General features: G+C 59.3%; 7 protein-coding genes and 1 tRNA gene. 3 read left to right on the top strand and 5 right to left on the bottom strand.

Going from position 1 to position 16,721, the window contains the following annotated elements:
• Position 1 precedes the first annotated feature (1 nt).
• Entirely contained in the window at positions 2–469 is a 468-nt protein-coding gene (locus GOB94_RS16810) for a hypothetical protein (RefSeq protein ID WP_255484271.1), read from the top strand.
• 179 nt (positions 470–648) lie between these two features.
• Here GOB94_RS16810 and GOB94_RS06065 read toward each other — a convergent pair whose 3' ends face one another.
• The 4 genes from GOB94_RS06065 to GOB94_RS06050 all read right to left on the bottom strand — a co-directional run bounded on the left by GOB94_RS06065 (position 649) and on the right by GOB94_RS06050 (position 8,005).
• Positions 649–2,487 carry a phosphoenolpyruvate carboxykinase (GTP) gene (locus GOB94_RS06065; protein ID WP_182277961.1) on the bottom strand — a complete coding sequence of 613 codons (1,839 nt, stop codon included), beginning with the start codon at positions 2,485–2,487 and terminating at the stop codon, positions 649–651.
• A gap of 190 nt (positions 2,488–2,677) precedes the next feature.
• Complete coding sequence (locus GOB94_RS06060) at positions 2,678–4,084, bottom strand: glycosyl hydrolase family 8 (RefSeq protein WP_182277960.1); 1,407 nt, start codon at positions 4,082–4,084, stop codon at positions 2,678–2,680.
• 186 nt (positions 4,085–4,270) lie between these two features.
• Positions 4,271–5,326: a HoxN/HupN/NixA family nickel/cobalt transporter gene (locus GOB94_RS06055; protein ID WP_182277959.1), complete on the bottom strand. Its 1,056-nt coding sequence runs from the start codon at positions 5,324–5,326 to the stop codon at positions 4,271–4,273.
• A gap of 99 nt (positions 5,327–5,425) precedes the next feature.
• Positions 5,426–8,005, bottom strand: coding sequence for a right-handed parallel beta-helix repeat-containing protein (locus GOB94_RS06050; RefSeq protein ID WP_182277958.1), 2,580 nt, complete (start codon positions 8,003–8,005; stop codon positions 5,426–5,428).
• A 513-nt stretch (positions 8,006–8,518) separates the two neighbouring features.
• Between GOB94_RS06050 and GOB94_RS06045 the strand changes: the two genes are divergently transcribed.
• Positions 8,519–12,076 (top strand): carboxypeptidase-like regulatory domain-containing protein, encoded by a 3,558-nt coding sequence (locus GOB94_RS06045; RefSeq protein ID WP_182277957.1) that lies wholly within the window; start codon positions 8,519–8,521, stop codon positions 12,074–12,076.
• Between the two features lie 590 nt (positions 12,077–12,666).
• Complete coding sequence (locus tag GOB94_RS06040; protein ID WP_182277956.1) at positions 12,667–16,143, top strand: carboxypeptidase regulatory-like domain-containing protein; 3,477 nt, start codon at positions 12,667–12,669, stop codon at positions 16,141–16,143.
• Positions 16,144–16,405: 262 nt separating this feature from the next.
• Here the strand turns inward: GOB94_RS06040 and GOB94_RS06035 are convergent.
• Positions 16,406–16,482: transfer RNA gene (locus GOB94_RS06035), tRNA-Pro, on the bottom strand.
• Between the last annotated feature and the right edge of the window lie 239 nt (positions 16,483–16,721).

Below are 16,721 nucleotides of genomic sequence, written 5' to 3'. Positions count from 1 at the left end.
GGTGACGCATGCCGCCAGCGCAAGCGCCGAAGCTGTCGCGCATAGCCGGGTGGCCCTGAGAGTTCGGGACTGGATTTCTGATGCGATTCGAATGAAGTTCACGGGTGAAGCCTCCAAAAATTGGCTGCGGAGTGGCACAAAACACGTGCGCGCGCAGGTTTTACCGGGCAGCATGAACCTGCACACGGTGTGCAGCCATGACCGTCCCGTCCTCTATGGCAAAGACAACGATTATTTAAGCGATTGTCTTGTCGCGAAACTCATAAGAGTACAACGAGACAAACGTTGTCAACTTAAATCCGCACTCCGGACAAATACCGATTTCGTTGGGGTGAAAGAGAAAACCCCAGATCACATAGGCAAGCGATTGCCATTTGGCGGGGTGCCCATGGCTGGTTGTGTCCTCGGTTCGTTTGATATCTATAAAGCCATTGGTATATGTAGTTTACATGATTTACGAATGAGCTGAGACTGGCGGCCGCCCGCGCTTTTGCCGCTCCAATACACAGGCGGAATGCTTTGTAAGCGCCTACATTTTGGCAAATCATTGCATGGAATGCGAACTATATATACTTTCGAGGGGGCGCTAAACACCACTTTTGAGGGGTGTGCTGAGGAGTGTCGAAAGGTGTTCAGCGGGGAGGTGGGCTACAGTCTGCAGATCAGCAGCTCGCGCTCGTAGATCATCTCTGCGGGAAGGTGGTCGTGGAGGAGCAGGAAGAGCTCCTCGTGGCCGATAACCTCGCGGCGCCAGGCGTCGCGGTCGACGGCCTGGAGCTCGTCGAACTTCGATGGCGGGAGGTTGAGCCCGTTCCAGTTCATGTCCTCGTAGTAAGGCGTCCATCCGATGGGAGTTTCTTTGCCCTGGGCGCGGCCACGGATGCGGTCGACGATCCACTTGAGGACGCGCATGTTCTCGCTGAAGCCGGGCCAGAGGAAGTTGCCATCGGCGTCGCGACGGAACCAGTTGACGTGGAAGACGCGCGGCGTGGCGCTGAGGCGACGCTGCATGCGGAGCCAGTGCCGGAAGTAGTCGCCCATGTGATAGCCGCAGAAGGGCAGCATGGCCATGGGGTCGCGGCGGACTTTGCCAGTCTCACCGGTGGCGGCGGCTGTGGTTTCGGAGCCCATTGTCGCGCCGACGTAGACACCGCTGGACCAGTTGAACGCCTGAAAGACCAGCGGCATGGTGGTAGCGCGGCGGCCACCAAAGAGGAACGCCGAGATGGGAACGCCGATGGGTGCGTTCCATGCTTCGTGGTCGAAGACGGGGCACTGCTGTGCGGGCGCGGTGAAGCGGCCGTTGGGGTGCGCGGCGGTGCGGCCGGTTTGTTTGGCGATCTCCGGGGTCCAGTGCTGACCGCGCCAGTCGAGACAATCGGCGGGCGGTTTGTCGGTCATGCCCTCCCACCAGACGCCGCCTTCGGGCGTGAGCGCGACGTTGGTGAAGATGGTGTTGCGCGCGAGCGTGGCCATCGCGTTGGGGTTGGTCTTGACGCTGGTGCCGGGCGCGACGCCGAAGAAGCCGGCCTCGGGGTTGATGGCTCGGAGCTGGCCGTTTTCGTCGGGGCGAATCCAGGCGATGTCGTCGCCGACGCAGCGGACCTTCCAGCCTTCGAAGCCCGCGGGTGGGACCATCATGGCGAAGTTGGTTTTGCCGCAGGCGGAGGGGAAGGCTGCGGCGACGTAGGTCTTTTCGGTCTGACCCTCCTTGTTGGGCGGAGATTCGAGGCCGAGGATGAGCATGTGCTCGGCCATCCAGCCTTCGTCGCGTGCGATGTTGGAGGCGATGCGCAGGGCGAAACATTTCTTGCCGAGTAGAGCGTTGCCGCCGTAGCCGGAGCCGTAGCTCCAGATCTCGCGCGTCTCGGGAAAGTGGACGATGTACTTGGTGTCGTTCTGCGGCCAGGGGACATCCTGCTCGCCGGGGGCGAGGGGCGCGCCGACGGAGTGCAGGCAGGGGACGACGCGCTGCGTGTTCTTGTCGATCTGCTCGAAGACAGGTTTGCCGACACGCGCCATGATGCGCATGTTGACGACGGCGTAAGCGGAGTCGGTGAGCTGCACGCCGATCTGCGACATGGGCGAGCCGATGGGGCCCATGGAGTACGGCAGAACATACATGGTGCGGCCACGCATGGAGCCTCGGAAGAGCTCCTTCAGCTTGCGGCGCATGACGTAGGGGTCTTCCCAGTTGTTGGTGGGGCCGGCGTTGTCTTTGCTGAGCGAGCAGATGAAGGTGCGGTCTTCAACGCGAGCGACATCGTTGGGAGAGCTGCGTGCGTAGTAGCAGCCGGGCCAGAGCTTCTGATTAAGTTTGGTGAAGGTGCCGGCTTCGACGAGCTGCTGGCAGAGCCACTCGTTTTCAGCGTCGGAGCCGTCGATCCAGTGCACGCGGTCGGGCTGGCAGAGATCGGCCATCTTCTCCACCCAGCGGATGAGGTGGACGTTGCTGGTGAGCACGCCCTCAGTCAGTCTTGTTGCCATGAAGCCTCGCAGATGTGGGAGAGTGTTTGGGGTGCGAGCTGGGTCAAGCGGCGCCTCCGAGGTGGAGTCCCAGGCGCGGCGACGGAGGCCGCAGAGTGGCCTTCTCAGATATACACCTTTGGCTGCGTGATGCCGAAGCGAAGACACGCGCGGGGCGATTTTCGAGCAGCCGCCGCGCGTTGGACCTTGCTTAGTTGCGGGGCGGGATGATGCGGAACTCGCCGCTGCAGTGCATGAGGCTCATGAGGTAGAGCATGCCGTCGTAGTAGCGCTGCTCGCCGGAGGGGATGGGGGTGTTCCAGAGCTCGTCGACGAAGGCCTGCGAGGTTGCGCTGTTGTTTGCAGCGAGGCTGCCGACAGCAGCGGTTGACACCATGCCGGTGGAGTGGCGCGTGGAGAGTGGCTTGCCGGCCAGCGTGTAGCGATCGACGAAGGTGTGGATGCCCTGCGACTTGAGGAAGCTCTGGTAGCGGTCGCTGAGGGTGGGTTCGTCAGCGCTCTTGTGCCACCAGGAGTAGTCGACGGACCAGTTGCTGATGCTGCGCCAGGAGTCGTAGCTGAAGGGTACGGGCTGGCCGTCGCGCTGGAGTGAAGGCGAGAGATCGAAGTGGACGCGGTCGGGTGTGAGCGCTGTCTGCGGGCCGGTGACGGCAACGAAGAGATGGCGGCTGACCTCGGCTGCGTGAGCCCAGAAGGCGCGGTCTTCGACCGGGCCCCAGCGCGCCCAGAGCTCGTAGAAGGCAGGCAGATGGTAGGAAGGGTCGGTGTCCGGGTTGTTGGTGTTGGGGACGAAGCGGATCATGGTGTGCGCTTCATCGACCATGGGGCCGATGGTTTCGGCGTGCGGAGCGCTGCTGAAGTGGAACTGCTGTGGCTTCTGGCCGTGGGCTGCGGCTTGCTGCTCAAGGCGTGTGTTGTTGGGGCTGGGCCAGGGGTGATCGGGTGGGGTGAAGGGCGGGTCGCTGGGATGGATGCGGAAGGGTGAGGTGCCGGTGAGCACCGGATGATGGCGGATGCCGCGCAGGATGCGGTCGGCCTCGGCCTGGTAGTTGTAGATGCCGGTGCCGTTGCCCCAACGGTGCGCGGCGAAGTAGAGCGCCATGGTGAAGTATTCTTCACCGTCGGGAGCGGGGCCGGTGGAACGCGGTGTGCCGTCGGTGTTCATGGACCAGGCGAAGTAGCCGACGGCGGGGTTCTTCGGGTCGGTGACGAGCATGTAGGTGTGCGCCCAGTTCCAGAGGGCGTCGAACTCATGTTTTTTGTTGAGCTCGACGGCGATCATCATGCCGTAGCTCATACCCTCGGTGCGGGCGTCGTTGTTGGCCCAGTCGGTGATGTAGGCGAGTGGGCCATTGGCGTTGTGGCCGGACTCGAAGTAGACGGACTGGGTCTGCGGATCGCCGTGGAAGAGCTGCTGGAAGGTGGCTTCGATCTTTGCGTGGCTGGCAGTGGCGGAGTGGCCGCGCCCGGCGAAGAGGTCGCGGTAGTGGCCGGTCTTGTAGGCTCCGTCACCGTCGGCGGGCTTCTGTGCCAGTAGAGCGAGGGGAGCAAGCAGCGCCAGCGCGCCTGTGAGTAGATTCTTCAGCGGTTTCTGCACGGGTCCCTCATTTGCGGATTAGTTGTGTAGGGAAAGAATATGACCAGAATGTTATAGCTATCCTTTTCCCGCTCTGTCAAAGCGAGGAAGCAGAAGCGGAGGCACAGAGCGGCCTGCGCCGGTTATGGCGCTATCTTTTGTACGGGAAAAGAAATGGTCCAGCGACGGGCCGGAGACTGCGGCGGTCTAGTAGCGCAGCTCGAAGCTATCGAGACGCCGCCACTTGTAGATCGAGATAGAGAGCGCCCACGCCAGCGCGAAGAGGCCGACGATGATGTAGCCGAGCAGACCGAAGTGGTCGCTGAGTTTGTTGGCGGCGCTCCAGAGGGAGCCCTTGAGATGGAACTGAGAGGCGAGCAGACCGAGGCCTTCGATGCCACCAACGACGAAGGCGACGGCAACGGAGATCGAGGTGATGGTGATGTTGTAGTAGAGCTTGCGGATGGGCTTGGCGAAGGCCCAGCCGTAGGCGCCGAGCATCAGAATGTTGTCGGTGGTGTCGATGAGCAACATGCCCGCGGCGAAGAGGGCAGGGAAGACGAGGACGGACCAGAGCGAGAGCCCCTTGGAGGCTTCGGACGCGGAGATGCCGAGCAGGCCGATCTCGGTGGCGGTGTCAAAGCCGAGGCCGAAGAGCACGCCGAGCGGATACATGTGCCAACTGCTGCGCACCATGTTGAACATGGGGCGAAAGAGCCGCGAGAGAAAACCGCGCTGGTTGAGTAGCAGGTTGAGGTCCTCTTCAACATAAGGCTCGCCGCGGCGCACACGCTGGAAGGTGCGGATGACCGAACGCAGCACCGTGAGGTTGACCAGGGCGATGCCGAAGAGGAAGAGCATGGAGACGAGCGTGCCGATGACGCCGCCGATGGTGCGCACTGATTCGATGCGATGCTGCAGAGCGAGTGCCGTTGCCGCGATGGCGATGGAGCCGATGACGACGATGGTCGAGTGGCCGAGTGAGAACATGAAGCCAACGCCGATGGGTTGCTTGTCCTCCTGCATCAGCTTGCGGGTGACGTTGTCGATGGCGGCGATGTGGTCGGCGTCGACGGCGTGGCGCAGACCGAAGCTGTAGGCAAGCAGCGCGGTGCCAAGCAGCACGGGATAGTGACGGAAGGCGATCAACGCCCACATCCATGCGCCGACATTGAACGCGAAGAGGATGGCGTAGATGGCGATCACCCTGGCCCGTGTGTTGTCTGATTTGTCGTTGAAGAGAGTGCGGAGCAGCGTGACCATCGGCTCTACTTTACACGCATTGAAGCGGTTCCGCGGTGGTGCCGGTCACATGATGCGACTCCATCGCGCTTTCGGAGGTCACCGAGCAGATCCCAGAGATTAAGGTTGCTTAGGTGTCGACGGAGTGCTCCAGGTTATTTGGCCTTCGCCGGAAGGGCCGAGGGCCGCAACGCCGAAACGATAGGTCTTCGCAGGATCGAGTCCGCCTAGCGATACGAATGTTACATGCCTGCCTTCGAGCGTAATTATGCGGCGCCCTGTGAAGATCTGCTTTCGTCCGCCGGGATCAATCGTGATGGCATATGCGAGCACATGCTCGCCGTTTTCTTTGGGGCCACCGAAGTGGATGCTGGCACGTGTGCCTTGCACATGCACTGATACCGACTGAGGCGCGCCTGGAAGAGCAGGCTTTGTGCTCTCCGGCACGACTGGCAACGATGGCAGCGAGGCTGGGCTTTCGCCGTGCGCGTTGACGGCGCTCACAGTAAACGTGCGGAGCTTCGATGAGGTAATCGGCAGGCGTGCATAGGACAGACGATCGAACTCGGCGGCTGACAACTTCGTCACAAGGCCATCATCCGAGCGCACGACGTACTCTGTGACGGGAGACCCGCCTTCGAAGACCGGAGGACGCCATGTGACGTAAGCGAAGTCGGGCGTCTGGAAGGCGCCGACAGCGGTTGGAGCAAAGGGCGCGACGCCGTGGGGTGTTGGTGTGGCGAGATTGCGGAAGCCCGCCTGAAGTCCGGCGCTCTCCAGCAGTTCTTGGGGGGCTTGATCGAGCGCCGTGATCAGATGGTTGCCTGACTCGGTCACCTGTTTTGCGGAGGAGTCCGGGTCGCCCTGTTGCCACCAGTTGTTTTCAATGGCTAACGGATTGTTCTCGTCGCCCGTGCCGCCGTCGTAGTAGTCCTTGTGGCGTGAGCCCCAGTTGTCGTGGTTGGTATTGAACGTCACGTTGTTGCTGACGGTGATCATCGCGGAGCCGTTGTCGGTGTACAGGGCGTGGCCGCTGCTGAACTGATCGATGACGACGTTGCCGTCCACGCGTTCGCCATCGGCGAGCGTGACGCCGGTGCGGCCCTGCGTATAGATGCCCCCGCCATCGGAGAGGTCCAGCATGAAGTGCGAGATATGGTTCTTCTCGATCACGTTGCCGGTGGAACGGTTCGCGACGCCGGGCAGCGCGATCTTATCGGGCCAACCGCCCCAGCCGATCGAGATGCCGGCGTAGGGCACGTGGTCGATTTGATTGTGCGCGATGTGCGTGAAGCGCGCGTAGCCGACGACGATGGGGATACCGCCGCTGAACTCCGCGCCTACGTTGCGAAAGAGATTGTTCTCGATGCGATTGCCGATGGCGAAGGATTCATCAGAGGCCATGGGAGTGTCCACGCCTGCGAGTTCAAGGCCGTTGCCGGAGATGTCGGTGAAGATGCAACCTTCGATCAGATTGTGATGAGCGCCACCTGTCAGTGCGAGGCCAGTTGCCCCGAGGTGTGTGAAGGTATCTCGCTTGAAGGTCACTGTGTCGGCATACTTTGCAGAGACGTTGCCGGGCTCCTGCGTCCATGCGGCAAACGGGCAGGTGCCGCCCGGGACGAGTGTGCAGAGCGCCTGCTTTGTTGCGCCGTCCGCACCTGTGACGCGGTAGTTTGCCTGGATCTCTGAGAACCCTTCCGCGGTGCTTGGCTCATGCCATGCCGCATAGGCGAAGGTCACGCCGGAGATTGTGATGTCGTGCACAGGTGCGTCTTTCGTGCCGTCCAGCACCAGCAGGGATTCGAGCACGGGAGCTTCCACATCGGCACTGCGCAGGTCTTCGCCCTTGCGGGGTGTGTAGAAGATCGTCTTCGCAGCAGTGTCGACATAGAACTCGCCTGGCCTGCCGAGCAGTTCGTAGGCGTTCTCAATGTATGACGGCTGTTTGCCGATGCTGCTAGGGCCGACAAGGTTGGCGGAGCGCTTGCCGTTCGGCAGCATCACGCGTTCGGTTGAGTTCTTCCAACAGGGCTCGGCCATCAGGATTGTGGTGCCGTGGATCGCAGCGACTGGGCAGCGCGGCTCTGTCCATGAGCCAAGGCCGACGGAAGGCACTCCCCAGATGCCGTTGCCGCCGGTGTAGACGAACTCCAGTTCGTCAGGATGCCGCCAGTGCGCGAGAAGATCGCTGTCGGCGGTGTAGCCCTCGGCGTTCATGGTGAGAGAGACAGGAGCGAGTCCTCGCGTACGGGTTGCTCGGACCCCGTTCACGTAAATCTGTCTTGGCGATGAGACGCCATTGGGAAGTGGGGCCGACCACAGTGATCGCTTCGCGTCCTGCAGCTTCCAGCCTGAAATTTTAAAGCCGCCACTGAACGTCGCCGGTTGTGTCGTCTCGGCCTGAAGAGTCAGGCCTGAGTCGGCGGCGGTGAGCACGAGCGGCGAGGCCAGTCGATAGAGCCCGCCCTGCAACTTGACCGTGTGCTCGTGCCGGCTGCGTGCCACTTGAACCGCGTGCTGAACGGAGCGGAACGGCGCAGAGGCCGTCCCCACGCCGGTGTCCTTGCCGCGTGGGGAGACATATACCGTTTGGGCGCAGAGCGTCGCAACAGGCAGCAAGAACCAGATAGCCAGCCGGTAAAAACGCAGACGTTGATGGGATGAACGGCGGACAGCGAGGTCGATTGGCATCTTCATAGGTGTGAGCTCCGGAAGGGCAGAGGCCACCACTTTACGGCATTGGCTATACGATCATCAATAAAAAATAGATTCTTTATGTGAAATATCATTGATCGAGAGCACGGCCAGTCAAACGTGTTCCAACTCGCGGATTTCGCGCGTTGCTATGGCATCGGGGAATCTGACCCGAACCGGCCGCCGGACATGACATATCGGAGCTGCCTATCTCAGCATGTGCTCCGGGACATATGTGCTAACCGCGAAATGGCGTTCTTCTTTTGTTGGACGGCTTTGAGGTGTGCTGAATTGCGCTCAAGGCTGCTTGGCAATATTTTTCAGGTGAAAGACATTCACGATTAGTAAAAAAAATGTTGACAGTTGTAAATCGAGCTTTGTAGGATGCGCCACGTTGGTATTTCCATACATTTCTCGTCGTACGGGGTTTTCGCAATGCCGATCCTTAGCACCATTCGCCTACAGAAGCTAGCGCTCATCTGTGGCCTGTTCCTGGCCTGTTGGGCACTTCTTCCAGTGAGTGGTCACGCTCAGAACTCCACCGCAGCCGTTACGGGCGCTGTTGCAGACTCAACGGGCGCGAAGGTTCCGGGCGCGAAGGTGACGTTGACGAATGTAGAGACGAACGTCGCGCGCGCTACCGTGTCAAACAATACTGGCGACTACAACTTTGTGGGGGTCCCGCCGGCGAAGTACACATTGAGTGTGACGGCGCCGTCCTTTCAGACACAGAAGATTGCCGCCTTCGATGTGGCGGTCGATCAGACGGTGAACATCAATGCGGTCCTGAAGACCGGCGATGTCAACGTCAGCGTTACGGTTGAGGCCGTGGGTGCGCAGATTGAATCGACGACATCGCAGCTCGGCACGGTGATTGGGACCAAGGAGGTGAATGACCTTCCTTTGAATGGGCGCAACTTCACACAGCTGCTGGAACTGACGCCTGGCGCCACGCCGATCAGCGTAGGGCAGAACAGCAGTGGCAGCAACACTGCGAACAACAACGGCGATGCTTACATTGCTCCTTCACTCAACGGCCAGACCAGCCGCTCGACGTTCTATACGCTGGATGGCCTGAACGACACGAACAACTGGTACAACACTTATGCCATTCCGCCGATCATCGACACGATCCTTGAGTTCAAGGTGAGCGCGCACGATTCCGCTGAGTATGGCGGTGTCACGGGAGGTGTTGTCAATCTAGCGACCAAGGCCGGTACCAACTCTTTGCACGGCAGCTTGTGGGAGTTCATCCGCAACAACGCATTCGATGCGATCCCCTGGGTGCCTCCGACCACGCCGAGCATCTACCGCCAGAATCAGTTCGGTGTTCAGGTTGGCGGTCCTGTTGTCGTGCCCCATCTCTACAATGGTCACGACAAGACCTTCTTCGAGATCGCGTACGAGGGCTACCGCAAGACGCAAAACGCAGCGTCGGTTCTGCTCATTCCCACTGCTGCTCAGATGGCTGAGTCCTCCTGGGGTAGCGGAATCAATCTTCCTTACGCCGACTTCAGTTCCGCAACGACTGGCATCGCCGGCTGTTCCAGCGGCGCGACGACCGTCGTAACCGCGTCCTGCCAGCTGTACGATCCCACCGGCAATAACAACGCAAACTCGAACCGTCCGGGTTATGTGGGTAATCAGATTCCCGCCTCAGAACTCGACCCACGCGCGGTTGCCTATATCAACGCTCTCTTCCCGGCGCCGACTACCATCCCGGGCTATGCTTTCACGGCGGAGAACGAAGAGGTCACGACCCCTACGATCTACAACACGTATAACTGGATGATCCGTCTCGACCAGCACATCGGCACAAAGGACTTCATCTTTGCGCGCTATAACAACTGGCAGGAAAAGACGACAGGCTCAAGCTTCCCGCACCTGTTTTCCTACAGTCAGCTCCCGGCGCAGCAGTATGGAGTCAGCTGGTTGCATGTGTTCAATCCAAGCCTCACCATGCAGGTGCAATATGGCAGGACGCACGTCTCCTATAACTCGTATGCGTTGTTCGATAACCCCGCTGCCTACAATGCCTATATGCCGGACCCGTCTCTGGCTCAGAACTTTATCGGTGGCATCACCCTGATGCCGGACCTCTCTGTCAGCGGCGGTCAGAATGGATTTGGGGCAGGTGAGAACAGTAGCCCCGCAGCCAACGAGGCCAACACTCATGAGTGGCTCGGCTCCATCAGCAAGACGATTGGGCGGCATGTGATCCAGGCCGGCGGGGGCTGGGAGGAGATCAACTACGGGGAAACTATTCGTAACGACACGTCCAGCTTCAATGGGTCTGCGACATCGGACTTTACGGTGACGGCCGGGAACACAGCAGTCCCGCAGCCAGGTGCAGGCCCAGGCGCCACGACAGCCACAGTTGCGAAGCAGACAGGAGTTGGCCTCGCCAGCTTTCTGCTTGACGAGCCGACATCGGCGACGAAGAGAAACGTCCTTCTGACGGAGCGCCCTGGCGGTATCGGCAATATCTACGTGCAGGACACATGGCACGCGTTGCCCAAGCTGACGCTCAACATGGGCATCCGCTACGATCGCACGGTGATCCCGCAGTATGGCACCGACGCTTCGATCGGCAACCAGGGCAGCATCGAGACGGGTGACTTTGACTTCAACACAGGGAAGTACATTCTGCAGGTGGCGCCGCCGACCTGCGCTGTGCGTGGTCGCGCGCCGTGTCTGCCTTCTGCAACCCTGCCTGCAAATGTGGAGGTCGCACTCAACCAGAAGATTCTGCATGGCTCGAAGCTGAACATCGGGCCACGGTTTGGCCTGGCGTACAGCGTCAATAACACGCTCGCCATTCGTGGCAGCTTCGGCATATTCTTCGACAACTGGGCAGCTTCGATCCAGTTGCCGCAGAACTTCCAGGGATCGTGGCCAGACGTTGGCACGTTGGGTGTCAGCAGCCTCAATACGCCAGGGTCTGCACTCTATGTCACCGGGCAGAACCCCTTCGCTGTGGGGACGTCGCTGGCCGGTCTTCAGCCTGCTGCCTCGCCGTTTACAAGCAACGTCAATTACTTCGTGGACCCGCTCGTCAAAAACCCCTATTCGGAGCAGTGGAACCTCGGCATTGAGCAGCAGATGGACCGAAACACCGTATTTAGTTTGAACTATGTCGGTGCCGAGACACACCGGCTGGATATCGGCGGCTATTACAACACAGGTGCTCTCTCCACTACATCTTTTGCTACAAGGCTGGCGAAAGATATTAATCAGACAACCGGCGTGTGGTCCGGGGCGAATGCAACGGGACAACCGTTCCCCTATATGCAGCCCGACAAGTGGGACCGGCCCGGTGGCAACGCCACCTATAACGCGCTGCAGGCATCTCTCGCCCGCACCAGCTCAAAGGGTTTGACGTATCACGCGGCCTATACCTTCAGCCGATCGATCGATGAAGGCGATGACGGGTTCTTCGGTGTCGAAGGAGGCGTGACGGAAGATCCTTACAACGTGCGCGGCAGCCGGGGTCCATCGGGATACAACATCCCTCACCTTCTCACGCTGGCGGCGACGTATGCGGTTCCTGTCGGCAAAGGGAAGAGCTTCAGCACCGGCAACAAGATTGGCGACTATATCCTCGGCAACTGGGAGGTGAGCTCGATCTTCATCCTGCGCTCGGGACAGGCCTTCACCATTACCTCCTCCGGAGATATTGGAAACACAGGCAATGGTGGTACCTATGAGCGGGCGAACTACAACGGCGCGTCCACGGTTCCTCTCGGTGGCCGCAACCGCTTCCACTGGTTCAATACCTCTGCCTTTTCTACGCCACTGTCCGGCACGCTCGGCAACTCGGGACGCAACATGCTTATGGACCCCACGTACTATCAGGAGGACGTCTCGGTGTTCAGAGACTTTCCGATATGGGAGTCGCTACGGGTGTCCCTGCGCGCGGATGCGTTCAACGTGTTGAACCATCCAGTGCTGGGAACTCCAGGCGCCGCAACCACCACCCCCACCAATACGGCGATGACCAGCGGACTTGGCGTCATCACAGGAACAGCGAACAGCCAGCGGATCATGCAGTTCTCCGGCAAGATTCAGTTCTAACTACGTTGCACATCACGGTTACAGTCTGTGGCATCGAGGGTCTCTGTAGACCATTGCGGACCGCAGGCTGTGCTGCTCACTCTCGGTGCGCCTCGAGGCACGAGCGCTTGCGCGCCTGCACGGTGACCACACTCTCGTCTGCAGGCCCTGCGATGAGAACTCTTCGGACTCCGCAAGCTTCCTACCGACTCATCAATGGTGCGCTCACCCTCTCGTCGGCATCTGGCGCGACGGCGCTGAGCATGAGTCCGACCACAGCCATGGCAGGCCAAACTGCGACGATGACGGCTACCGCGACATCTCTCCGCCTCTTTCTGTCCCCGGTTTTTAAGAGAATATGGCCGCTGATAACGTCAACAGACAGAGGCATTTCAGGGCGGCGATATCGCCTCATGAATAACCTTGAAGGTCTGTTGTCGTTCTGTGTATAGCCGTGTCTCTAAAAGTCCTCCATAAAAATAATTTGTTTCAAGTCGATATCAAGTCTATGCAAGAACGCCAGAACGCGAGTAGGATGCGTGTGCTTTGAAACCACCGATTTTGCAGCACGCAGAGAAATCGGACTTCAGCGACTCATCCTCGGAGGTTCCATGCACTTGCGTCAACATGGCTTAATCGCTGCAATCTTCCTCCTCAGCGTTACTCCTGGCATACTCTGTGGGCAGGCTGTAAACGGTACCATTCTTGGAACTGTAACCGACCCTACCGGTGCCAGCGTCGAGAACGCCCAGGTGACGATCACCCTGACAGGGCAGGGAACCGTGCATACATCGGTGACTAATGCCAGCGGCAACTACACCGAACCCGACCTGCCCGCGGGCACCTATGCCGTGACGGTCTCGGCGCAGGGTTTCAAGAAGGAGACCCGCCAGAACATCGAACTGTTGACCAACACCACATCGCGCGTGGATGTGACCCTGACGACGGGCAGTGTGACGGAAGAGGTGACGGTAACAACCGCTCCGCCGCAACTGCAGACCGACCGCGCAGACATTTCAACGAACATCGAGCAAAAGCAGATTGAGAGCCTGCCGCTGTCGAGCGGCAACAACTTTCAATCGCTACTGACGACCGTGCCGGGCATGGCGCCTGTGGTGTTCAACAACTCGCAGTTCTTCAACTCACAGAACGATCTTTCGACGAATGCGAACGGACAGTCGTCGTATGTGAACCTGTATCAGATTGAGGGCATAGACGACGATGAGCGCACGGGTATCCATGTGATGATGGTGCCGCCGGCGTCGGCGATCGGCAATGTAGACATCACGACGAACAACTTCGAAGCCGAGTTCGGCCGCGCGGTGGGCACGGTCATCAACGTCACGCTGAAGTCGGGCACAAACCAGTTCCACGGCTCCGTGTTTCAGAACATGGAGAACAACGGCGTCAACGCGCGAAACTACTTCGCGAAAGGCCCGAACGGGCGACTGGTGTATAACTACACGGGCGGCTCGGTTGGCGGCCCGATCATCAAGGACAAGCTGTTCTTCTTCGGCGACTTCGTTCGCTCGTCCGATCACGAGTCGGCGACGACGAACACGACCATTCCGTACTACAACGTGGTGAACAACAGCTTGAGCCTTGCCGGATACAAGGGCCAGGTCTACGATCCGAACACCGGAGACACAGCAGATTGCATTGGTTCGGCGGCAAACAATGCCTGCGGTACCGGCCGCGTGCCGTTTGCAGGAGATGTGATTCCACTGACGAACCCGGGCATCAGCCAGACTTCGCTGACGGTGCTGCAGGACCTGGATGCACTTGCCCGCAACCCGAAGACCAACCTTGCATCTGCGACGTACATCTCCGGTTCCACCAGCGCCAACAATTTCTCGCAGAACCTTCCTTTCAGCAAAGACTTTTATACATACGACATCAAGTCCGACTACACGATTACCTCCAAGGACCACCTGAGCGGGCGGTTCAGTCACCAGTTGACGAACACATATCAGGCGCCACTGTTCGGTGCGTTCCTGGGCGGCCCCGCCGGCGGCGGATTCGAAGCGACCGGTATCGCTAACGCGTATAACACGGGCGCAAACTACGATCACATCTTTTCGCCCAAACTGTTTACGGAGGTGCGGTTTGGTGTGTCTCACTACCGGAACTCCGCCACGCAGACCGATTATGGGAGCAGCGATGCGAAGACGCTCGGTATTCCTGGAAATGGACCAAACGGTACAAACAACTCTCCGACGACCAGCGGACAGGTGGCATTCCAGGTGTTCAACCTGGCCGGCAACGGCGAGGGCGTGGGCAATCCGCTGATTGGGTATTCGGTAGCACTGCCGTGGCTTCGCGCCGAGTCGAACATCGACGTTGCGAACAACTGGACGCGTATTCTCGGCAATCACGCGCTGAAGGCCGGTTTCGACATCCGTCGCATCCGTGACGACCTGTTCCAGGGCAACATCAATACACCCGCAGGTTCTTTCTATTTCCAGGAGAACCAGACTTCGGCACCGGGTGCGAGCGCTTATAACGGTGCTGTTACCGGTACTGCGAACGATATCGCGAGCGTGTTGTTCAATGTGCCGTATTCGGTAGGTCAGGACACTAACAGTATCTTCCCGGCCTTCCGTCAGACATGGCTGTTCTTCTTCGTCGCGGACAAGTGGCAGGCCACGCCAAAGTTGACGGTCGACCTCGGCGTCCGCTACGAGCTATACCCACCTGCGACCCCGCGCAAGCCGGGTGGTTTTGTGAATTACAACCCGGCGAACAATCAGCTTGTCCTCGCAGGCCTCGACGGCAATCCTTCTAACCTTGGCATGCAGACGGACTACAAGAACATCGCCCCGCGTCTGGGAGTGGCCTATCGCGTGACTGACAAGACAGTTATCCGCGCAGGTTTCGGTATCAGCTATGTGCCGTTCGTGGACAACAGTTACGCCTACAACTATCCGATCAAGACGAGCACGAACTACACCAACACGCCAACGTATGGTGCTGCGCTGAATCCGGTAGGCGGTGTGGTCAACCTGGCCACCGGCATTCCGGTTACGCCAACGTCAACGTTCAGCTCAACAGGGACGTTGACAGAGAGTGCCGCGAACGGCACTATTGGCCTTGGAAATCTGTACATCCCGCTGAATTTCAAGAACGCTTATGTAGACTCATGGAATGTTGCACTGCAGCAGGAAATCGGCTTCGATACTGCTTTGCAGATCGCCTATGTAGCCAACCATGGCACGCGCATCGATGTGGCACAAAACATCAATCAGCCTACGGTGTATGGCCAGAGCGGAGCTTCTGACCCGTTGAGGCTGGCCTTTGGCAAGACGGCTTCGGTGACGGAGTATTTCCTCGGTTATTCCAGTAACTTTCAGTCGCTGCAGGTGCAGCTGAGCCACCGGCTCTCTCATGGTGTGGCTTTCACATCGGCTTACACATGGAGCAAGGCGCAGGGATATCAGACCGGTGCGCAGGACGGCAATGTGATGTTCTGGAGCGGCCCGCCACGGCGCAACTATAGCGCGCTGGACTTCGACCGCACCAATAACTTCGAGCAGACCGTTACCTATGAACTGCCTGCTGGCAAGGGGCATCAGTACTTCAATTCGGGCGTTGGTGCTTATACGCTGGGCGGATGGCGCATTTCGGCGATCGTTTCGGCTGTGTCCGGATTGCCGTTCACGGTCAGCGCATCGACGGTCACTCCGGGTACCACGACGACGGCGAATCTAAGCGGCGCCTATCAAGTTACGCATAAAGTAACAGGCGGAAACACGTCGACTTATCCGCAGTGGTTCAACGCATCGTCGTTCAGCGCGCCCACAATTGGCATCCAGGGCAATACGGGACGCAACCAGTTCCGTGGGCCAGCCTACTTCAACGACAACCTGTCTCTGTTCAAGGTCTTCCCGCTGCACGGAGACCGCATCAATATGGAAGCGCGCTTCGATGCCTTTAATGCAACCAACACGCCGGCCTTCGGTCAGCCAGGTACGACGGTCGGCTCCGGAACATTCGGAGAGATCACCGGTACACTGGGCAGCGGCGTCGGCAACGTCAATGGTGTCGGTGGCCCGCGCGTTCTGCAGGCTGCCGTCAAGTTCACCTTCTAAAACCGCAGGGTGACTCGCAAAGCAGAAAGGCCCGGAGTGATGCCGAGAAAGAAGCGGTGCAGGAGAAGCTGGCCGCTATCAAGGAACGCCGGGTGCTACACCCGATAAGGAATTCGGTAGGGCATGATGCGTCGGCGTAACGACATGCAGAAAACGCCACCCATATTCTGAGCGGCGTTTCACACCAAAATTTGTTGGGAACTGACTACCCGCTTGCAACTCCCGACGTGGGGACGTTCTTTTAACTTATTGATTCTAGAGATGGTCGGGGCGAGAGGATTCGAACCTCCGACCCCCTGCTCCCGAAGCAGGTGCGCTACCAGACTGCGCTACGCCCCGAACCTTTGTGCCATCGGATGATGGTACAGGTTGTGGTGCCGGCCTTTTGTAAGGGAAACTTCTGGCTCCGGGAAGTTGCTTGAGCCGTACGATCCACTGACCAACGAGACTTAGTTTACCAGAAGTTGCCGAGTGCGTCCGTGTGGAACGTGGGTTTCGTGCAAACGAGTTACGGGCGGTCTGCGAGTGAGATGGTGCTTCCTCGCAGACCGCTCGTAGCGGCAGGTGAATCAGGTTAG

It is taken from the genome of Granulicella sp. 5B5 (assembly GCF_014083945.1).
GTDB lineage: Bacteria > Acidobacteriota > Terriglobia > Terriglobales > Acidobacteriaceae > Granulicella.
The sequence above is the reverse complement of the archived record's forward strand: the minus strand, read 5'-3'. Positions and strand labels throughout refer to the sequence as shown.